Below are 18,845 nucleotides of genomic sequence, written 5' to 3' on the forward strand. Positions count from 1 at the left end.
ACCGATGTCTGTTCCCATCTCGCGCGGGCACAACCCGCTGCGTGACCCCGATGATCGCCGCCTCAACCGGATCGCCGGGCCCAGCGCCCTCGTGATCTTCGGTGTGACCGGAGATCTGTCACGCAAGAAGCTCATGCCCGCCGTCTACGATCTCGCCAACCGCGGACTCCTGCCTCCCGGATTCGCTCTCGTGGGCTTCGCCCGTCGAGACTGGGAGGACCAGGACTTCGCCCAGGTCGTGTACGACGCCGTGAAGCAGCATGCACGCACGCCCTTCCGCGAAGAGACGTGGGCGCAGCTGCTGCAGGGCATCCGCTTCGTCTCGGGCGAGTTCGACAACCCCGAGTCCTTCCGCAAGCTGCGCGACACGGTCGATCAGCTCGACGTCGAACGCGGCACGATGGGCAACCACGCGTTCTACCTGTCGATCCCGCCGAAGGATTTCCCCCTCGTCGCGAAGCAGCTCAAGGACTCCGGCCTCGTCGGAGCGAATGACGACGACGATGAGCGCTGGCGACGTGTCGTGATCGAGAAGCCGTTCGGCCACGACCTCGAGTCGGCGCGCGAACTGAATGCCGCCCTCGAGGTGGCGTTCTCCGCCGACTCGATCTTCCGCATCGACCACTACCTCGGCAAGGAGACGGTCCAGAACATCCTGGCCCTGCGCTTCGCGAACGAGCTGTACGAACCGATCTGGAACCGCAACTACGTCGACCACGTGCAGATCACGATGGCCGAGGACATCGGCGTCGGTGGCCGTGCGGGCTACTACGACGGCGTCGGTGCTGCGCGCGATGTCATCCAGAACCACCTGCTGCAGCTGCTCGCGCTCACCGCCATGGAAGAGCCGATCAGCCTGTCCGCCGAGCACCTGCGTGCCGAGAAGGAGAAGGTTCTCGCTGCGGTCCACGTGCCGGAGGATCTCTCGCTCGCGACCGCCCGCGGGCAGTACGCGGGAGGCTGGCAGGGTGGCGAGCAGGTGACCGGATTCCTGGACGAGGACGGGATGAACCCCGAGTCCGCGACCGAGACCTATGCCGCGATCAAGCTGGAGATCGACACCCGACGCTGGTCCGGCGTCCCGTTCTACCTTCGCACCGGGAAGCGTCTGGGGCGTCGTGTGACCGAGGTCGCCGTCGTGTTCAAGAAGGCACCGGAGCACCTCTTCGGCCGCTCGAACACGGCAGAGCTCGGCCAGAATGCGCTCGTCATCCGCGTCCAGCCCGATGAGGGCGTCACGATCCGCTTCGGATCGAAAGTTCCCGGAAACGGCACCAACGTGCGCGATGTCACCATGGACTTCGGTTACGGCCACGCGTTCACCGAGGCGAGCCCCGAGGCGTACGAACGTCTGATCCTCGACGTGCTCCTGGGCGACCCGCCGCTGTTCCCGCGCCATGAGGAGGTCGAGCTCTCCTGGAAGATCCTCGACCCCGTGGAGAAGTACTGGGCAGCCGAGGGCGGCCCGGTCGACCAGTACGCACCCGGTTCGTGGGGTCCGGCATCCGCCGACGACCTCCTTGCCCGTGATGGACGAGTGTGGAGACGCCCATGATCATCGACCTTCCCGACACGACCGTCAGCCAGGTCGCCAAGCAGCTCGTCAAGGTGCGCGAAGAGGGCGGCGCCGTCGCACTCGGCCGTGTGCTCACGCTGATCATCTCTGCACGCAACGGCGTCGCAGAGGCAGCGATCGACGCGGCAAACGACGCGTCCCGCGAGCACCCCATGCGTGTCATCGTTCTCACCACGGGTGAGGGCGAGTCGCGTCTCGACGCTCAGATCCGCGTCGGCGGTGACGCCGGCGCCTCCGAGGTCGTCGTCCTCCGGGCCTACGGCGACGCCGCCAGCAACGAGGAGAGCCTGGTCACAGGTCTGCTCCTGCCCGACGCCCCCGTCGTCGCCTGGTGGCCCGAAGAGGCGCCGACGTCGCCGGCCTCGTCTCCCCTCGGCAAGATCGCGCAGCGCCGCATCACGGATGCCGCGACCGCACCCGATGTTCGCGACCGCCTGGGACTGCTCGGCGAGACCCACGCGCCCGGCGACACCGACCTCGCGTGGACCCGTCTCACGCACTGGCGCGAGCAGCTCGCCGCCGTGCTCGATCAGCCGCCGTTCGAAGAGGTCACCGCGGTCGAGGTGCGCGGTGGATCGGCCTCGCCGTCGACCGCGCTTCTCGCCGCATGGCTGCAGATGGCCCTCGACGTCCCGGTGACCTGGTCGTACGAAGACCCCGAGCACTGGCAGGAGGGCATCAAGTCGGTGCGTCTGCACCGCTCGTCGGGCGACATCCTGCTCGAGCGGCCCACGCCCGGCGTGGCCGTGCTCACGCAGCCCGACCAGCCCGACCACGACCTGCACCTGCCGCGCCGCACGCTGCGGGAGTGCCTCGCCGAGGAGCTGCGTCGCCTCGACCCCGACGTCCTGTACGGTCGAGTGATCACCGAGGGCTGGGAGAAACTGGGTCCGCCCCAGACAGGAGAATGATGTCGACGAAGACAGCGCCCGCAGAGAAGCGGGTCGTGGTCGAAGCCACGCCCGCAGCACTTGCCGCGAGCGTGGCCGACAGATTCCTGACGCGCCTTCGTGCGCGCACGCGCAACGGCCGCATCGCCCACATCGCCCTCACCGGCGGTTCGATGGGCGGTGCGGTTCTGCGTGCGACGCGCGACGACCCCAGGTCGGGTCAGATCGACTGGTCGCTGGTGCACTTCTGGTGGGGCGATGAGCGGTTCGTCGCTCGCGACGACGCAGATCGCAATGCGGTGCAGTCGCGTGAGGCCCTGCTCGACCACATTCCCGTCCCCGCCGAGAACATCCACGAGGTCGCTGCTGCGGACGAGGGGCTGACCCTCGACGAGGCCGCGTCGGCGTACGCGGCGGATCTCGCGCGCTACGGGACCGACGAGCACCCGTGGCCGTCGTTCGCGGTCTGCTTCCTCGGTGTGGGGCCCGACGGCCACATCGCCTCACTCTTCCCCGATCGCCCCGAGGTCACCGTGACGGACGCCGCCGCGCTGCCGGTTCGCGACTCTCCCAAGCCTCCGCCGGAGCGTGTCACGCTGACGCGCCCGGTGCTCAACGCGTCGAAGCGTGTCTGGCTGGTCCTCACCGGCGCGGACAAGGCGTCGGCGCTCGGACTCGCCCTCGCGGGAGCGAGCTACACCAACGTTCCAGCCGCGGGCGCCAAGGGCCGCAAGCGCACCGTCTTCTTCGTCGACGAGGCCGCTGCGTCAGAGGTCTCGCCCGACCTCATCGACCCGGCGTACTGAAGTCGAGAGAACTCAGGCCTCGGGGTCTTTTGTCGCGTCGTCACTGCCGCGCGTGATCCCGAGGTCCTGGCTGTCGCTCAGCACCTGCGGGTGGTACCGCGCGAGGTTGACGACGCCCCAGATCGCGATGGCACCGGCCACGGCGAAGATCACGAGGACCCACGGCGGTGACGCCGCGGCCTCTCCGAGCACGACCATGCCGATGAGCACGGCGACCATGGGGTCGACGACCGTCAGTCCGGCGATGACGAGATCCGGCGGCCCCGAGCTGTAGGCGGACTGGACGAAGTACGCTCCGACGGCACCGGCCGCGATCAGCGCGATGACGCACACGAGGGTGATCCACTCGAAGTTGCCGGCGCTGATCCGGCTGATGACGGCTTTGGCGAGAGTGGCGACGAAACCGTAGAGGATGCCGGCGCCGATGACGTAGAACAGAGCGCGCATGCGGTGGCGGAGCACCAGCCAGCAGGCGCCGAGCACGATGATGACGACCAGCAGGATCGCCAGGATCGTGAAGAGCTCGGTGTCGGTGATCTCCTTCTCCGTGGCGTAGATCGCTGCGAAGAAGACGAACAGGAAGATGCCGCCCACACAGCAGACGATCGCGATGATCGACTTCCTGGTCGGCGAATGACCCGAGATCCGTGCGTTTAGCAGCGTGGTGATGACAAGCGCGATGGCGCCGAGCGGCTGCACGACCATCAGCGGCGCTTGAGAGAGCGCCGCGAGCTGACACACGATCGCCAGGCCGAGCATCAGCGTTCCGGCTATCCAGGAGGGCCGGGTGAGCAGGCCCTTCATCTGGCTCATGCTCAGACCGCTGGCTCCGTCGGATCCGCTGAGCCGCTCCACCTTCTCGACGCCACGATGCTGATACTGCGCGCCGAGAGACATGAAGACGGCACCCGCAAGCGCGAGGGGGATGCCGAGGAGCAGTTTCGGGTTCTGGAAGACACCGACCAGCTGCTCGGTGACGTCTTCCGCCCCAGTCATCCATACGGAGATGCTCACCCTTCGACCCTACCCGGCGATGTGCGCCGAGTAGGGTTATGGCGTGGCTGTTCTTCCTATTCGCATCATGGGCGACCCCGTCCTGCACTCCCCCGCTTCCGTCGTCGAGGAGATCTCCGACGACATCCGCACGCTCGTCGCCGACATGTTCGAGACGATGGACAGGGCCCCGGGCGTCGGTCTCGCCGCACCCCAGGTCGGCGTGCCGCTGCGCATCTACACGTACGCGTACGTCGATGATGACGAGCAGCCGTGGCGTGGCGTGATCATCAACCCGGAGCTCTGGATGGTGCCGCTGGAGCCCGGCGAGCCGGACGACGAGCTGGAGTCCGAAGGCTGCCTCTCGTTCCCGGGTGAGCGATTCCCGCTGCGGCGCTCGGAGCGGGTGCGGGTCTCAGGCGTCGATCTCGACGGGGCGCCTGTGGAGATCGCGGTCGACGGCTGGCGCGCCCGCATCATGCAGCACGAGTTCGACCACCTCGACGGCATCCTCTACATCGACCGCCTCTCGGACGGCGACTGGAAGACCGTCCAGAAGATCGCGAAGAAGCGCGGGTGGGGCAAGCCCGGCGCGAGCTGGGTCCCCGGCATCGACGATCTGGAAGCCTGACCTTCCCTCCCAGCCCGCTCACAGTCTTCTCGGAGTTGCATCACAGACTCCGGCCCGGATACCGTGCTTGAGGTGGTATTTCAATATGCCACTCACCAAGAGGCTCTGGAGGGGACGAAATGATGAAGATGCGCACGCGACGCGCACTGGCGCTGGCAGGTTCTGCTGTGGCGCTGTCGGTCGCACTGACCGGCTGCAGCGCGCTGAACGGCATCCTGGGGGGCGGTTCGGGCGACGCCGACCGCGACGAGGACACCGGACAGGTGACCGAGAGCTCGAACATCGACATCTTCTCGCTGAAGCTCGGCGACTGCAAGATGGCGAGTGCAAGCGGTCTCATCGAGGACGCCGACGTCGTCCCGTGCGACCAGCCGCACGATGAAGAGGTCTACTACGAGATCACGATGGACGACGGCGAGTTCTCCGAGGAGAACATCGACGCCGCGTCGCAGGAGTGCATCGGCGACGCCTACACGAGCTTCGTCGGTGTCGCCTTCGAGGCCTCGGTGCTCGAGGTCTACCCGATCACGCCGACCCAGCAGACCTGGGACGAGCTGAACGACCGCGTCGTGCAGTGCGTGATCTCCGACCCCGCCGGCCAGACCACCGGGTCACTCAAGGGCGCAGCGCGCTGATCTCGCTCTGATCACCGAACGAGGCTCCGTCATCCGACGGGGCCTCGTTCGCGTATCCGGAGGTCACCATCGAATGACCTCGAGGAGACAGTAGCGGGGACTCGCACCGCAGAAAGGGAAAAGCCCCTCCGAAGAGGGGCTTTTCATTGGCTCCCCGGCTTGGACTCGAACCAAGAACCTGCCGGTTAACAGCCGGCTGCTCTGCCAATTGAGCTACCGAGGAATGTGCTCCGCTGTGCGGGCAACTCGTCAATCCTAGCAAACTCCGGAGCGTGCTCGTGACACGGGCCGCAGGTCGGGCGTGTCGTCGGCACCCCTGTCAGTGGCCCGAATCCGCCTCGGCGTTGGGCGCCCACAGCAGGTCCTTGCCGACACCGCGGGCGACCACGTGACCCCCGCGCAGCATCAGCGTCTCCGCATTCAGCTCACGGATGAAGTCGGCGTCGTTCGTCACCAGCAGCGCGCCCATCCCCTGCTCCTTGCGCCGACGGGTGATCGCGTCGAACACCACGGGCCGCACCTCGAGATCGAGGTTGGCGAGGATCTCGTCGGCGATGAGCACCCAGGGCTCGAGCACGAACGATCGCGCAATCGCCACGCGCTGACGCATGCCTGCGCTCAACTCGTACGGGAACCTCGCGGCTGTTCCGAGAGGCAGGTGCAACTCGTCGAGCAGCGTCGCGACGCGAATGGTGAGCGCCTGGGTATTGACCCGCTTCTCGCGGATCAGGATCGGCTCTGAGATGATCTCGCTCACCGTGAGCTGGGGAGGGAGGTCGGCACCGGCGCGCTGCGGAACGAATCCCGTGCGGTAGGTCAGCAGGCGATGCTTGCGTCCCGGCCGGCGGATGTCGACTCCGCACACCTGAGCGCTGCCTCCGACGACCCGGACCGACGGATCCGTGGATCCTGCCAGCGCCGCGACGAGCGTCGACTTGCCCGAGCCGGTCGGGCCGGCGACGCAGATGAGCTCGCCCGGTGCGAGAGCGAAGCTCACCCCGTCGATGGCGCGGGTGGGGCCGCTGTGCCCGATTCGATCGATGACCAGATCAGAGCTGTCGATCGCGTTGGTCGATTCGGGCCGGGAGAACATTCCTCCATCCTGCCTTGCCGCGCCTGACAGCCGGCGTTACGACTCGGCGAACCGCTGACGCTCGACGTCGATGTCGCGAAGACGCATACGCAGGGCGCGCCCGCCGTCCGAGTCCGCGGGAACCCGCTGCACGGCACCGAGGAGCTCCTGCTTCTCGTGCTCGAGGATGCGCATGATGAGCCGCTTGGCGAGATCGGTCGTCGAGGCGACGGCGCCGTCTTCGTTGCGAGCCGGGAACGGCGTCATCAGCAGCTCGCCCGCGAGCGATCGGTAGGGTTCGCGCACCGAGTTCACGGCATCCGTCACCCAACCGGCGCGGGTGCGGTCAGCCGCGGCCGCGACGGCCTCGCGCACGGCGTCGAGCCCCGGGGTGCGGAACGGAGCGCTGAGGGCGCGGGTGAGCAGCGCCTGATCGATCTGGTGACCGTACTGCAGGGCGCCCATCAGCGCGTCGCGTTCGACCGCGACATCCGCGGTTCGCGGCAGGCTCGCAAGAGTGACCGGAGCCATGCCCGGCGCCACTGTGGCGGGGTCGATCGTGGTCTCGTGCCTGGCCGCCTCGTGCCGCGCGGACTGCGCTCCCCCACGTGCGGCACGTTCGACCTCGTTGCGCACCTCGGTCGGGTCCATGCCCAGCCTTCGCGCGAGCACCCGCTCGTATCCGGGTCGCAGCAGACGATCGCGAATCTCCGCCACGATCGGCGCTGCCGCGCGCAGCGCGCCCACCCGGCCCTCGACCGTCGAGAGGTCGAAGCCGCTGAGCTTCCTGTCGATCGCGAACTCGAACATCGGCTGCTTGGTCTCCATGAGGGAGCGCACGGCGGCATCACCGCGCTGTAGCCTGAGGTCGCACGGGTCGAGGCCGTCGGGCGCCACCGCCACGAACGTCTGCGCGTTGAAGCGATCGTCCTCGGTGAAGGCGCGAAGCGCGGCCTTCTGACCTGCCTCGTCGCCGTCGAAGGTGAAGACCACCTCTCCGGAGGCGTTGTCGTCGCCCATCACCCGGCGGAGCACCTTGATGTGATCGGTTCCGAACGCCGTGCCGCACGTCGCGATCGCGGTCGTGAGGCCGGCGAGGTGACACGCCATGACATCGGTGTATCCCTCGACCACCACGACCCGGCGGGGATCGCCCCGCGAGATGTCGCGCTTGGCGAGATCGAGGCCGTACAGGACCTGGGCCTTCTTGTAGATCGGCGTCTCAGGCGTGTTCAGGTATTTCGGCCCCTGGTCGTCGTCGAAGAGCTTGCGCGCACCGAACCCGATCGTCTGACCGGAGACGTCGCGGATCGGCCAGACGAGGCGGCCACGGAAGCGGTCGTAGACGCCGCGCTGACCCGTCGACACCAGACCGGCAGCACTCAGTTCCTCGCGCGTGAACCCCTGAGCCGTGAGGGCTTTCAACATCTTGTCCCACCCGCGCGGCGCGAAGCCCACGCCGAAGTGCGCGGCAGCACCGGCGTCGAAGCCGCGCTCCCCGAGGAACCGGCGTCCCGCCTCCGCATCGGCGGTGAGCAACTGGCCGCGGAAGTACTCGGCGGCAGCGGTGTTGGCCGCATAGAGACGACTGCGTCCGCTCGTCTCCGGTGCCGACCCGCCGTCCTCATAGTGCAGCGCGTAGCCGAGGCGGCCGGCCAGTCGCTCTACGGCCTCGGTGAAGCTGACGTGGTCCATCTCGCGCAGGAACGAGTAGACGTCACCCGATTCACCGCATCCGAAGCAGTGGTAGTAGCCGACCTGGGGCCGCACGTGGAAGCTGGGGCTCTTCTCGTCATGGAACGGGCACAGGCCCTTCAGCGAGCCGACGCCGGCGGACTTGAGTGCGACGCGCTCCCCGACGATGTCGGCGATGTTCGTGCGGGCCTTGACCTCGTCGACGTCGGCCTGGCGGATGCGGGGCATCAGCCGACCCCTTCGATGACCGCCTGACGCGGGGTGTGCTGACGAGCACCCGGTCGCGCATGTCTCGGAGTCCAGATCCCGACCTCTGCAGGGTCGATCTCGCCGACGAGCCTGTTGTGCCAGTCGATCGCGCTCTGATCGGTGAGGCTCGCGATCTGATCGACGATCACGCGGGCGCGCTCGGCGTCGCTCGTCGCCGCGAGGAAGTCCGCCGAGAAGGCGGGCTCGAGCACGTCCGCGCCGGCAGACCACAGCGCGTCGGTCGACCAGAGCGCATCGGCCAGACGCTTCAGCACCCGCCGCTGCTCTTTGTACACGCCCTTACGGGCATCGATCGTGACGATCGCCTGCCCCATGATGCCCTTGAGCACGGCGATCTCAGCCTCGATCACCCGCGGCACCACGACGTGAGCGTTGTAGCGCACGAGAGCGGGGCCGGAGTATGCCTCACGCGTCGCCGAGACGGCTGCTCTCGCGAAGCGGCCGATGAAGTCGCTCGTCAGGTTCTTGAGCCGGACGAGGTCATGCCGTGATCGGTCGAAGGACTGCAGCCACATCGGCTGGGAGGCGAGTCGATACAGGGCATCGGCGAGGTCGTCGCGGGTGAAGTCGTACCCGACCCACTGCTGGATGCGGTCGATGAGCGCCTCATGCTGACGCGGATCGGACAGCTGCGCGACATCGACGTAGCCGTTGACGATCGCATCCTCGAAGTCGTGCACCGAATAGGCGATGTCATCGGACAGATCCATGATCTCCGCCTCGATGCAGCGTCGGCGTCCAGGGACTCCCTCGCGCAGCCACCGGAAGACCGCCTCGTCCTCGGGATACACGCCGAACTTGAGTCGACCTCCCGGGTCGGGCACGGGGCTGTCGGCGGTCCACGGGTACTTGCAGGTCGCGTCGAGGCTGGCTCGCGTCAGGTTGAGTCCGACAGAGCGCCCGTCGTCGTCGATCGCCTTGGCCTCGAGACGGCTCAGGATGCGCAGCGACTGCGCATTGCCTTCGAACCCGCCGATGGGCTCGGCCCACTCGTTGAGCGCACGCTCGCCGTTGTGCCCGAAGGGAGGGTGTCCGAGATCGTGACTGAGGCACGCGGTGTCGACCACATCGGCCGAGACTCCGAGTGCGGTGGCGAGTTCGCGTCCGACCTGGGCGACCTCGAGCGAGTGGGTCAGACGATTGCGGGCGAAATCGGCTGTGCTGGCCGGGCTGAGCACCTGGGTCTTCGCGGCCAGTCGACGCAGAGCCGCCGAGTGCAGCACGCGCGCACGGTCGCGGGCGAAGTCGTCTCGTTCGGATCGATGGGTCTCGGCGAAGAATCGCTCGGCATCGCGCGGGTCGTATCCGTCCGAGCGTCCGCGAGCCGGGTATGCCTGAGGATCAGCCACCACTGTTCTCGATCTCCGCCCCTCGCATCATCTCTGAGGCCGACGCCGCGAGTTCCCGCGACTCCAGCCACTTGTCCGGCAGCGCCGGGCGTTTCGGGCGACCGGACCGACCGCGCTGTCCTTCGGCATCGGCGCCGGGGTACGGCGCCGAATGATCGAGCTGGCCGAGCAGCTCGTCGATCTCGGCGAGGCTGGATGCTGTCGCGAGCCCCGTCCGGATGTCGCCGCCGACCGGATAGCCCTTGAAGTACCACGCGACATGCTTGCGGACATCGCGGCATCCGCGGTCCTCATCCTCGAAGAACTCGACCAGCAGCTCGGCGTGGCGACGGAAGGCATCGGCCACGAACCCGAGGGTCGCGTCGACCGGATGCGATTCCGCGCCAAAGGCCGCCGCGAGCTCGCCGAAGAGCCAGGGACGACCGAGGCATCCACGTCCGACGACGACTCCGTCGCAGTCGGTCTGCTGCATCATGCGCACGGCGTCGTCGGCCGACCAGATGTCGCCGTTGCCGAGCACGGGGACGCTGGTGACGGCCTGCTTGAGCTCGCCGATCGCGTTCCAGTCCGCGAAGCCGGAGTAGAACTCGCTCGCCGTCCGCGCATGCAGCGCGATGGCCGAGACACCGGCGTCTTCGGCAGCGCGCCCGGCGTCGAGGAACGTGAGGTGGTCGGGATCGATGCCCTTGCGCATCTTGATGGTCAGGGGCACGTCGCCCGCCGCCTTGACCGCCTGGGTGACGATCTGCGAGAAGAGAGAGCTCTTCCACGGCAGCGCCGCTCCCCCGCCCTTGCGCGTGACCTTGGGGACCGGGCATCCGAAGTTCAGGTCGATGTGGTCGGCGTGGTCTTCGGCGACGATGATGCGGACGGCCTCGGAGATCGTGTGCGGGTCGACGCCGTAGAGCTGGATCGACCGCGGAGTCTCGGACTCGTGGTGGCGGATGAGTCGCATCGTGGTCTCGTTGCGCTCGACCAGCGCGCGCGAGGTGATCATCTCGCTCACGTAGAGCCCCGCACCGTATTCGCGGCACAGCCTGCGGAACGCGGTGTTCGTGATACCCGCCATGGGTGCGAGGACGACCGGCACGTCGAGGGCGATCGGACCGATGTTGAGGGTGCGAGCTGAGGCGGTGGCGAGAGTCATGTCCCCTCCATTCTCCCAGACACGGAGCCGGTCTCGGCGCATCGACCTAAGCTGTGAATATGACCGATCCCGCAGTCCGTTCCATCCCCTTCACAGACGCCGACGGCAACGAGAAGACACTCGATGATCTGGGTGCCGATGTCGTCCTCGTGGTGAACGTCGCCTCGAAGTGCGGCCTCACTCCGCAGTACGAGCAGCTCGAGGAGCTGCAGCGCCTGTACGGCGACCGCGGGTTCAGCGTCGTCGGGTTCCCCTGCAACCAGTTCTTCGGGCAGGAGCCGGGATCGGTCGATCAGATCCTGGAGTTCTGCTCGACCACGTACGGTGTGACCTTCCCGATCAACGACAAGGTGAAGGTCAACGGCAAGAACGCCACCGATCTCTACAAGACGCTCAAGGAGACCCCGGATGCCGGCGGCAAGGCGGGTCGCGTCGAGTGGAACTTCGAGAAGTTCCTGGTGCTTCCCGACGGAGAGGTCGTCCGCTTCCGCCCGAAGCAGAAGCCGAACGACCCCGAGATCGTCGGCGCGATCGAAGCCGCGCTGACCCGCTAGACCGCGGCCGTCTCGGCTTCGGCTTCCGGCTCGGTCTCACCGCGCTTGGCCCAGAGGTCACGCAGGACGTTCTCGAACGCTGCGGGCGGCTGCGCTCCGCTGATGCCGTACTGACCGTCGATCACGAAGAACGGCACGCCCTGGATCCCATAGGCCTGGGCCTGCGCCTGGTCCTGGCGGACGTCGGCGAGGTGACGAGCGGACACCAGCGCTTCTCTCGTGTCGTCCGGGTTCAGTCCGACCTCGACCGCGAGTTCGACCAGGTCGTCGATACGGCCGACGTGCTTGCCCTCGGTGAAGTACGCGGACATCAGCCGCTCCTCCATCGCGTGCTGCACACCCTGTGCCTTCGCGAAGTGAAGGAGCTCGTGCGCCTTCACGGTGTTGGTGTGCTGGAGGAGGTCGAAGCGGTACGCGAGCCCGGCGTTCTCGGCGACTCCGGTGACGTGCGACAGCATCTGCTCGACCTGGTCGCGCGGCATCCCCTTGTGACCGGCGAGGAAGTCGATCTCATCCCCGTCGAAGTCGACCGGGGTGTCGGGCGAGAGCTCGAACGAATGGAAGGTGATGTTCACCTGCGGCGCGTCGTCGTCGCCGGAGACGGCTTCGAGACCCTTCTCGAGGTTGCGCTTGCCGATGTAGCACCACGGGCAGGCGATGTCGGACCAGATGTCGATCGAGATGGCTTCACTCACATTGACATCCAACCGTATGCACCTATGGGCTATTCCGTCGTTAGGATTCTCAGATGCTCTCCGCCGACGATCCGCTGCCGCTTCGGCCGGAGAGAGTGCTGATCGCCGGTGTCACAGGATCGGGCAAGACGACGCTCGCACGACGCATCGCCGACCTCTGGGATCTGCGTCACGTCGAGATCGACGGACTCTTCCACGGTGAGAACTGGACTCCACGGCCGTCCTTCCTCGACGACGTCCGCGCCTTCGCTGCGGAGGACCGCTGGGTCACCGAGTGGCAGTACACGAGCAAGGGAACCGATGAGATCCTCGCTCCTCGTGCGAAGGTCGTGATCTGGCTGGACTACCCGTATCGCGTGGTCCGGGCACGTCTGCTGCGGCGCACGCTCGGGCGCAGCATCCTGCGCACCCGCATGTGGAACGGCAACGTCGAGAAGCCGATCTGGCGGATGTTCTCGGGAGATCCCGAGGAGAACATCATCGCCTGGCAGACGCTAACGCTGCACAAGTGGACCGAGCGGATGCCCGGCGTCGTGAGCGAGCAGCCCCATCTTCTCATCGTCCGGCTGCGCCACCCGCGAGAGACGGAACGATGGCTGCGGGCTCAGGCGGAAGCGTCAGGGGTGTCGATCGCCCCGCCGAAACGACGATCGCGGGACAGGTAGACCCCGATCGCGCGCCAGAGCTCCTCGCGAGAGAAATCGGGCCAGAGCGTGTCGAGGAACACCATCTCGGCATACGCCGCCTGCCAGAGCAGGAAGTTCGAGGTGCGCTGCTCGCCGGAGCTGCGCAGGAACAGGTCGACGTCGGGCATGTCCGGCACGTAGAGGTTGCGACGGATCATCTTCTCGGTGATCGCGTTCGGTTTCACCCGTCCCGCCGCGACATCGGCGGCGATCGCGCGCATCGCGTCGACCAACTCGATACGCCCGCCGTAGTTCACGCACATGGTGAGGGTGAGCACGTCATTGTTCTTCGTGAGCTGCTCCGCGTACTGCAGCTCTTTGATCACGCTGCCCCACAGCCGGGGCTTGCGTCCAGCCCATCGCACGCGCACGCCCCACTCGTTGAGCTGATCACGTCGACGGTGCAGCACGTCGCGGTTGTACCCCATGAGAAAGCGCACCTCCTCGGGAGACCGGGCCCAGTTCTCAGTCGAGAACGCGTAGACGGAGAGATGCTTGACCCCTGCCTGGATCGCACCGGCGACGACGTCGAGGAGCACCTCCTCCCCCGCCTTGTGCCCCTCGACGCGGTTCAGTCCGCGGCGGTTCGCCCAGCGGCCGTTGCCGTCCATGACGATGGCGACGTGCTCGGGCACCGCTCGGAACGCCGGCGGGTGGACGCCCGTCCAGTCGAGCGGACGATAGGCGACGGCATCCTTGTGGGTGTAGGGCTTGGGGCTCACCGTGCTCCTTCTCGAGGGATGTCGGCCACGAGGTGGGCCAGCGAGCGGATGCCGCGCTCCAGGTGCCACTGCGCATAGGCAGCGACGAGGCCTGATGCCGCGGCGTTGTCCGCGTGAGGCGCGGCATCGATCGCCTCCCACTCTCCGGTCATGAGGGATCGCAGCAGCGACAGGGTCTTCTCTGCCACCTTCGGACTTCCGGCCGGCGCGCAGTTCACGCATACGGCGCCTCCGAGCTGACCGACGAAGTGCGCGTGCGGGCCGGGGGCGGCGCATCGTGCGCAGTCGCCGAGAGACGGCGCCCATCCCGACAGCGCCATCACGCGCAGAAGGTAGGAGTCGAGGATGCTCCTGGGGGAATGCTCGCCCCGCGAGAGCGCACGCAGCCCGCCCACCAGCAGCAGGTACTGCTCGGGCGTCGCCTCGGAGTCGCTCAGCCGATCGGCGGTCTCGACCATCGCGTTCGCCGATGTGAACCGGTCGTAGTGGGCCGCGATGTCGGAACCGTAGGAGCCGAGCGACTCCGCCTGCTGCACGATGTCGAGCGAGCGTCCCTGATACAGCTGCACGTCGGCCACCATGAACGGTTCGAGGCGCGACCCGAACTTCGACGACGTGCGCCGGACGCCCTTGGCCACCGCACGGATCTTGCCGTGCTGACGCGACAGCATGGTGACGATGCGATCCGCCTCACCCAGCTTGTGGGTGCGCAGGATCACCGCTTCGTCTCGGTAGGTGGGCACCGTTCGATTATCCTCCGTGCGGGAGAATAGAGGCGTGACCGAACCGCTCTTCACCATTCCGCTCTGGGCGGACCTCCTCGGCGTCGGCCTCGGCGGCGTTCAGGGCGCGATGTTCGCGTCGGGGTTCCAGGGGCAGCGACGACTCGACTGGCTCGGCGTCGCGATCATCGGCATCATGATCGGCATGGGCGGCGGTCTCATCCGCGACATCCTGCTCGGTCAGACTCCGGCCACGCTGCAGAGCAACTGGTACTTGCTCACGGCCACCGGCGCCTCGCTGCTCGGGATGCTGCTCGCGGGACTATTCAACCGTCTCAACACCGTCATCGTGGTGCTCGACGCCGTGGTGATCGGCATGTTCGGCGCGTTCGGCACGAGCAAGGCGATCGCCTTCGGCATCCCTCCCGTTCCCGCGGTGTTCATCGGCGTCTGCGCAGCGGTCGGCGGCGGCGTGCTGCGCGACATGCTGATGGGCCTGCCGACCTCGATCATGCATGTCGGCTCGCTCTACGCCGTCGCCGCCGGTGCCGGCTGCGTCTTCATCGCCACCGCGAACGGACTCGGGATGTCGATCACGCTCGCCGCCGTGCTCGGCATCGTCGTCACCGCGGTGATCCGAGTGCTCGCCGTGAGCTTCGACGTCTCGCTTCCGGAGCAACGTCGCCTGTATCGCCGCAAGGTCGCCGCGGAGACCGGAGTGATCCAGGTCGTCAAGCCGAGCCCTGAGTGACCGATCCTCGGCACGGGGCAGACGTAACGCCCCCGCGGTCGATGACCGCGGGGGCGTTCTCGTCGACCCTCAGACCGCTGCCAGCTCCAGCTGGCGCGTGCGGATCGAGCGGTTTACTCCCGAGACGATCGCCTTGAGGGATGCCGTCGAGATGTCTCCGTCGATGCCGACGCCCCACAGGCGCTGATCGCCGACCTGCAGCTCGACATACGCCGCAGCCTGTGCGTCGCCACCTGCACTGAGTGCGTGCTCGACGTAGTCGTAGAGAGTGATGTCGAAGCCCTGACCGCGCAGCACCTCGATGAACGCGGCGATCGGTCCGTTGCCGTTACCGGCGACGGACACCTGCTGATCGTCGTCGCGCAGTGTCACGTCGAGCACCACGTCACCCGACATGTCGCTGCGGGTCTGCGTCGAGAGCAGCTCGAACCGGCCCCACTTGGCCTCGGTGTCAGTGGCGGGCAGGTACTCGTCGTTGAAGATCGACCAGATCTGCTCGCTCGTGACCTCGCCGCCCTCGGCGTCGGTCTTGTTCTGGACGACGCCCGAGAACTCGATCTGCAGCTTGCGCGGCAGGTCGATCGCGTGGTCCGCCTTGAGCAGATAGGCGACGCCGCCCTTGCCGGACTGCGAGTTCACACGGATCACGGCCTCATAGGAGCGTCCGAGATCCTTCGGATCGACCGGCAGGTAGGGGACGGCCCATTCGATGTCGTCGACCGTGACGCCCTCAGCCTCGGCACGGGCAGCCATCGCCTCGAAGCCCTTCTTGATCGCATCCTGGTGCGACCCGCTGAACGCGGTGAAGACCAGGTCGCCCGCCCACGGCGACCGCTCGGGCACCGGCAGCTGGTTGCAGTACTCGACCGTGCGCTTGACCTGGTCGATGTCGCTGAAGTCGATCTGCGGATCGATGCCCTGCGTGAAGAGGTTGATGCCCAGCGCCACGATGTCGACGTTTCCGGTGCGCTCGCCGTTGCCGAACAGGCAGCCCTCGATGCGGTCGGCCCCGGCCATGTAGCCGAGCTCGGCCGCCGCGATCGCCGTGCCACGGTCGTTGTGCGGGTGCAGCGACAGGATCACGTTCTCGCGGTGCGCCAGGTTGCGGCTCATCCACTCGATCGAGTCGGCGTAGACGTTCGGCGAGGCCATCTCGACGGTCGCCGGCAGGTTGACGATGACCTTGCGGTCGGGGGTGGGCTCGAAGACCTCGATCACCTGGTTGCAGACGTCGACGGCGAACTCGAGCTCGGTTCCCGTGTAGCTCTCGGGCGAGTACTCGTAGTAGACCTTCGTGTCGGGGATGGTCTTCTCGTACTGACGGCACAGCCGAGCACCCTCGAGCGCGATGTCGATGATGCCCTGCTTGTCAGTGCGGAAGACGACCTCGCGCTGCAGCACGCTGGTCGAGTTGTAGAGGTGCACGATCGCCTGCTTGGCCCCGGAGATCGACTCGTACGTGCGGGCGATCAGATGCTCGCGCGCCTGGGTCAGCACCTGGATGGTGACGTCATCCGGGATCAGGTTCTCTTCGATGAGCTGACGGACGAAGTCGAAATCGGTCTGGCTCGCCGAAGGGAATCCGACCTCGATCTCCTTGTACCCCATGCTAACGAGGAGTTCGAACATGACGCGCTTGCGCTCGGGCGACATCGGGTCGATGAGCGCCTGATTGCCGTCGCGGAGGTCGACTGCGCACCAACGGGGCGCCTCGGTGATGCGGGCGTCCGGCCAGGTGCGGTCGGGCAGGTTGACCGTGATCTGCTCGTGGTACGGCCGATACTTGTGGATCGGCATCGCAGACGGGCGCTGAGTGTTCTGCATGATGGGGCTTCTTCTCTTCGTCAGAATTGTGAACGGGCCAACACAAGCGCCGCGACGAGGAAGGCCCTAGCTTTAGGACTCGTCGCGGCAGCTAAGAAGAAGCAGACCGCCGAAAGGCATGCGGCCATGGTAGCAGGGATGCCGATCCGCTCCGAGCCGCCGTGAGACGATCACGCGTCACGAGACACTGTCAGGCATGAGCACACCGCACAGCCGCATGCTTCTCGCCGCCGTCGCCGTCATCGGGATGTGCGTCCTCGCCGCCTGCTCGTCCGGTTCCGGCGGTGCATCCGCGCCGACGAGTTCGGCCTCACCGACCTGGGACGCCGCGAGCGTCCCACCGCCGGAAGGACGGGTGATCGGCACGGGCACGGTGCTCGATGTGGGCGGTGAGCCTCGGCTCTGCCTCGGAATCGTCGCCGAGTCGTATCCCCCGCAGTGCTCGGGCCTTCCCCTCGACGGCTGGACCTGGGACGGGGTAGACGGGAGCGAATCCAGCGGCGACACCACGTGGGGAACCTACGCGGTGTACGGAACCTTCGACGGCGAGCGATACGCGGTCACCGATCCTCCGATCATGCTCGCCCTGTACGACCCTGTCCGACCCGAGGATCCCACGGGCGGTGTCCCAGGCGCGAGCTCCGAGGCTGAGCTGGCGCAGGTGTCCGACGAGCTGTCGAATGCCGTGGGACGCGATGCGCTCACCCTGTGGACCGAACGCGGCTATGTCTGGATGCAGGTCGTGTGGGACGACGGGTCGGTGCAGAACGCGATGGATGCGGCCTACGGCGATGGGGTCGTGGTCGTGACCTCGGCGCTGCGCGAGATCGATTAGGACGACGGGATCAGAGCGAGCTTTCCGCCGGGGTGCCCTTCGGCGAGCAGAGCGAGTGCCGCCGGAGCGTCCTCCAGGGCGAACGTCCGCGCCACGGGAACGATCAGATCTCCGTTCTGAGCGAGAGCGATCAGTTCCCCGCGCACCTCGTCCCGGAATCGGGCGCTGACGGGCATCGAACCGGCGATCACCCGGATGCCGTCGGAGGCGGCCCTGCCCATCGCTGCGATCGTGACGATGCGCTGGCGGTCTGCGACCAGCTCGAGGGACACGTCCACGGCCTCGTCCGTGCCCACCGCGTCGAGGGCTGCCGAGACGCCCGCCTCGCCCGCGGCCCCCCGGACCCGCTCCGCCAGGCCGGCCCCGTATCGCACGGGGACTCCCCCGAGACGACGGACGACGTCGAACCGCTCGGCGCTCGCGGTGCCGATCACTCGAATCCCCCGCAGTGCGGCCTGCTGCAGCACGCTCACTCCCACCGCTCCGGACGCGCCGTGCAGGAGGATCGTCTCCCCCGGTGCCGCGCCGGTCACCCAGAGCATCTCAGCGGCCGTGGTGCCGGCGAGCAGCAGATTCGCGGCCTCCGCGTGCGTGAGTGTGGTCGGCTTCGCGAAGGCCTTCTCGGCGGGCACGGTCAGCTCGGTCGCGTATCCCCCGCGCACGCGGAAGGCGACGACCTCGTCACCTTCTTTCGCATCCCCCGAGCCGATCCGCGTGCCGGGTCCGATCGCGCTGATCGTGCCCGAGACCTCGTAGCCGATCGGCACAGGCAGCTGCACGCCCTGGTGAGCAGACGCGACGTGCTTGGCGTCCGCGGGATTCACCCCGGCGGCCTCCACGCGGATCGTCACCTCACCGCGGCCGGGAGACGGCACCTCGTAGTCGACGAACTCCCATGTCTCAGGCGCGCCCCACGACGATGCGATCCAGTGCTGTGCGAGTGTCATATCGCGACCCTACCCCTGCGGGAGAGTCCTGCGGCCGTGCCGCTG

19 protein-coding genes and 1 tRNA gene are annotated in these 18,845 nt (G+C 67.3%); 9 read left to right on the forward strand and 11 right to left on the reverse strand.

Features of this window, described 5'->3' with window-relative positions:
- Positions 1-4 precede the first annotated feature (4 nt).
- Genes zwf through pgl form a run of 3 tightly spaced genes read left to right on the forward strand, consistent with a single transcriptional unit; the run spans position 5 to position 3,272 of the window.
- Complete coding sequence (zwf, locus tag BMW26_RS09815; RefSeq protein WP_053096466.1) at positions 5-1,555, forward strand: glucose-6-phosphate dehydrogenase; 1,551 nt, start codon at positions 5-7, stop codon at positions 1,553-1,555.
- Positions 1,552-2,487 (forward strand): glucose-6-phosphate dehydrogenase assembly protein OpcA, encoded by a 936-nt coding sequence (locus tag BMW26_RS09820; RefSeq protein WP_053096468.1) that lies wholly within the window; start codon positions 1,552-1,554, stop codon positions 2,485-2,487. Before zwf ends, BMW26_RS09820 begins: the two co-directional genes overlap by 4 nt.
- Positions 2,487-3,272 (forward strand): 6-phosphogluconolactonase, encoded by a 786-nt coding sequence (pgl, locus tag BMW26_RS09825; RefSeq protein ID WP_198032315.1) that lies wholly within the window; start codon positions 2,487-2,489, stop codon positions 3,270-3,272. The genes BMW26_RS09820 and pgl overlap by 1 nt, the downstream gene beginning before the upstream one ends.
- A 12-nt stretch (positions 3,273-3,284) precedes the next feature.
- Here the strand turns inward: pgl and BMW26_RS09830 are convergent, their stop codons facing one another.
- On the reverse strand, positions 3,285-4,268 hold the full coding sequence (locus BMW26_RS09830; RefSeq protein WP_053096472.1) for a DMT family transporter: 984 nt from the start codon (positions 4,266-4,268) through the stop codon (positions 3,285-3,287).
- Between the two features lie 61 nt (positions 4,269-4,329).
- Here BMW26_RS09830 and def point away from each other — a divergent pair, with 61 nt between their 5' ends.
- Together def and BMW26_RS09840 are read left to right on the forward strand one after the other, a co-directional pair.
- Positions 4,330-4,896 (forward strand): peptide deformylase, encoded by a 567-nt coding sequence (def, locus tag BMW26_RS09835; RefSeq protein ID WP_072591388.1) that lies wholly within the window; start codon positions 4,330-4,332, stop codon positions 4,894-4,896.
- Between the two features lie 119 nt (positions 4,897-5,015).
- On the forward strand, positions 5,016-5,531 hold the full coding sequence (locus tag BMW26_RS09840; protein ID WP_053096476.1) for a septum formation family protein: 516 nt from the start codon (positions 5,016-5,018) through the stop codon (positions 5,529-5,531).
- A gap of 147 nt (positions 5,532-5,678) precedes the next feature.
- On the opposite strand, the gene BMW26_RS09845 is transcribed toward BMW26_RS09840, so the two are convergent.
- From BMW26_RS09845 to dusB, 5 genes are all read right to left on the reverse strand, one after another.
- Positions 5,679-5,754 (reverse strand) — tRNA-Asn (locus BMW26_RS09845).
- 96 nt (positions 5,755-5,850) lie between these two features.
- Positions 5,851-6,624 carry an ATP-binding cassette domain-containing protein gene (locus BMW26_RS09850; protein ID WP_072591389.1) on the reverse strand — a complete coding sequence of 258 codons (774 nt, stop codon included), beginning with the start codon at positions 6,622-6,624 and terminating at the stop codon, positions 5,851-5,853.
- Between the two features lie 36 nt (positions 6,625-6,660).
- Positions 6,661-8,526, reverse strand: coding sequence for a DNA primase (gene dnaG / locus BMW26_RS09855; RefSeq protein ID WP_056278891.1), 1,866 nt, complete (start codon positions 8,524-8,526; stop codon positions 6,661-6,663).
- Positions 8,526-9,920: a deoxyguanosinetriphosphate triphosphohydrolase gene (locus tag BMW26_RS09860; RefSeq protein ID WP_072591390.1), complete on the reverse strand. Its 1,395-nt coding sequence runs from the start codon at positions 9,918-9,920 to the stop codon at positions 8,526-8,528. Before BMW26_RS09860 ends, dnaG begins: the two co-directional genes overlap by 1 nt.
- Entirely contained in the window at positions 9,910-11,064 is a 1,155-nt protein-coding gene (gene dusB, locus BMW26_RS09865; protein WP_053096491.1) for a tRNA dihydrouridine synthase DusB, read from the reverse strand. Before dusB ends, BMW26_RS09860 begins: the two co-directional genes overlap by 11 nt.
- A 59-nt stretch (positions 11,065-11,123) precedes the next feature.
- On the opposite strand from dusB, the gene BMW26_RS09870 reads away from it, so the two are divergent.
- Positions 11,124-11,618 (forward strand): glutathione peroxidase, encoded by a 495-nt coding sequence (locus tag BMW26_RS09870; protein ID WP_053096494.1) that lies wholly within the window; start codon positions 11,124-11,126, stop codon positions 11,616-11,618.
- Here the strand turns inward: BMW26_RS09870 and BMW26_RS09875 are convergent.
- A complete protein-coding gene (locus BMW26_RS09875; protein ID WP_056278893.1) occupies positions 11,615-12,313 on the reverse strand; it encodes a DsbA family oxidoreductase in 699 nt (232 codons plus the stop codon). The genes BMW26_RS09870 and BMW26_RS09875 overlap by 4 nt on opposite strands.
- A 53-nt stretch (positions 12,314-12,366) precedes the next feature.
- On the opposite strand from BMW26_RS09875, the gene BMW26_RS09880 reads away from it, so the two are divergent.
- Positions 12,367-12,978: an AAA family ATPase gene (locus tag BMW26_RS09880; protein ID WP_053096498.1), complete on the forward strand. Its 612-nt coding sequence runs from the start codon at positions 12,367-12,369 to the stop codon at positions 12,976-12,978.
- On the opposite strand, the gene BMW26_RS09885 is transcribed toward BMW26_RS09880, so the two are convergent.
- Together BMW26_RS09885 and recO are read right to left on the reverse strand one after the other, a co-directional pair.
- Positions 12,918-13,721 (reverse strand): isoprenyl transferase, encoded by an 804-nt coding sequence (locus BMW26_RS09885; RefSeq protein WP_053096500.1) that lies wholly within the window; start codon positions 13,719-13,721, stop codon positions 12,918-12,920. The two genes, BMW26_RS09880 and BMW26_RS09885, sit on opposite strands and share 61 nt — an antisense overlap.
- Entirely contained in the window at positions 13,718-14,464 is a 747-nt protein-coding gene (recO, locus tag BMW26_RS09890; RefSeq protein ID WP_053096502.1) for a DNA repair protein RecO, read from the reverse strand. Before recO ends, BMW26_RS09885 begins: the two co-directional genes overlap by 4 nt.
- Before the next feature lie 34 nt (positions 14,465-14,498).
- Between recO and BMW26_RS09895 the strand changes: the two genes are divergently transcribed.
- Positions 14,499-15,194 (forward strand): trimeric intracellular cation channel family protein, encoded by a 696-nt coding sequence (locus BMW26_RS09895; RefSeq protein ID WP_053096504.1) that lies wholly within the window; start codon positions 14,499-14,501, stop codon positions 15,192-15,194.
- Between the two features lie 69 nt (positions 15,195-15,263).
- Here BMW26_RS09895 and leuA read toward each other — a convergent pair whose 3' ends face one another.
- Complete coding sequence (gene leuA / locus BMW26_RS09900) at positions 15,264-17,018, reverse strand: 2-isopropylmalate synthase (RefSeq protein ID WP_053096506.1); 1,755 nt, start codon at positions 17,016-17,018, stop codon at positions 15,264-15,266.
- 196 nt (positions 17,019-17,214) lie between these two features.
- Here leuA and BMW26_RS09905 point away from each other — a divergent pair, with 196 nt between their 5' ends.
- Positions 17,215-17,853 (forward strand): hypothetical protein, encoded by a 639-nt coding sequence (locus BMW26_RS09905; protein ID WP_232224446.1) that lies wholly within the window; start codon positions 17,215-17,217, stop codon positions 17,851-17,853.
- Here BMW26_RS09905 and BMW26_RS09910 read toward each other — a convergent pair.
- Positions 17,850-18,800, reverse strand: coding sequence for a quinone oxidoreductase family protein (locus tag BMW26_RS09910; RefSeq protein ID WP_072591391.1), 951 nt, complete (start codon positions 18,798-18,800; stop codon positions 17,850-17,852). The genes BMW26_RS09905 and BMW26_RS09910 overlap by 4 nt on opposite strands.
- Positions 18,801-18,845 lie beyond the last annotated feature (45 nt).

Source organism: Microbacterium sp. 1.5R (genome assembly GCF_001889265.1).
Taxonomy (GTDB): Bacteria; Actinomycetota; Actinomycetes; order Actinomycetales; family Microbacteriaceae; genus Microbacterium.

Bases quoted from the DNA above. Each gene is read 5' to 3' on its own strand.
- dnaG (WP_056278891.1), bottom strand. From the start codon at position 8,526: ATGCCCCGCATCCGCCAGGCCGACGTCGACGAGGTCAAGGCCCGCACG.
- pgl (WP_198032315.1), top strand. From the start codon at position 2,487: ATGTCGACGAAGACAGCGCCCGCAGAGAAGCGGGTCGTGGTCGAAGCC.
- BMW26_RS09850 (WP_072591389.1), bottom strand. From the start codon at position 6,624: ATGTTCTCCCGGCCCGAATCGACCAACGCGATCGACAGCTCTGATCTG.
- BMW26_RS09910 (WP_072591391.1), bottom strand. From the start codon at position 18,800: ATGACACTCGCACAGCACTGGATCGCATCGTCGTGGGGCGCGCCTGAG.
- BMW26_RS09830 (WP_053096472.1), bottom strand. From the start codon at position 4,268: ATGACTGGGGCGGAAGACGTCACCGAGCAGCTGGTCGGTGTCTTCCAG.
- BMW26_RS09905 (WP_232224446.1), top strand. From the start codon at position 17,215: ATGAGCACACCGCACAGCCGCATGCTTCTCGCCGCCGTCGCCGTCATC.
- BMW26_RS09880 (WP_053096498.1), top strand. From the start codon at position 12,367: ATGCTCTCCGCCGACGATCCGCTGCCGCTTCGGCCGGAGAGAGTGCTG.
- leuA (WP_053096506.1), bottom strand. From the start codon at position 17,018: ATGCAGAACACTCAGCGCCCGTCTGCGATGCCGATCCACAAGTATCGG.
- BMW26_RS09870 (WP_053096494.1), top strand. From the start codon at position 11,124: ATGACCGATCCCGCAGTCCGTTCCATCCCCTTCACAGACGCCGACGGC.
- BMW26_RS09820 (WP_053096468.1), top strand. From the start codon at position 1,552: ATGATCATCGACCTTCCCGACACGACCGTCAGCCAGGTCGCCAAGCAG.
- zwf (WP_053096466.1), top strand. From the start codon at position 5: ATGTCTGTTCCCATCTCGCGCGGGCACAACCCGCTGCGTGACCCCGAT.
- BMW26_RS09840 (WP_053096476.1), top strand. From the start codon at position 5,016: ATGATGAAGATGCGCACGCGACGCGCACTGGCGCTGGCAGGTTCTGCT.
- dusB (WP_053096491.1), bottom strand. From the start codon at position 11,064: ATGACTCTCGCCACCGCCTCAGCTCGCACCCTCAACATCGGTCCGATC.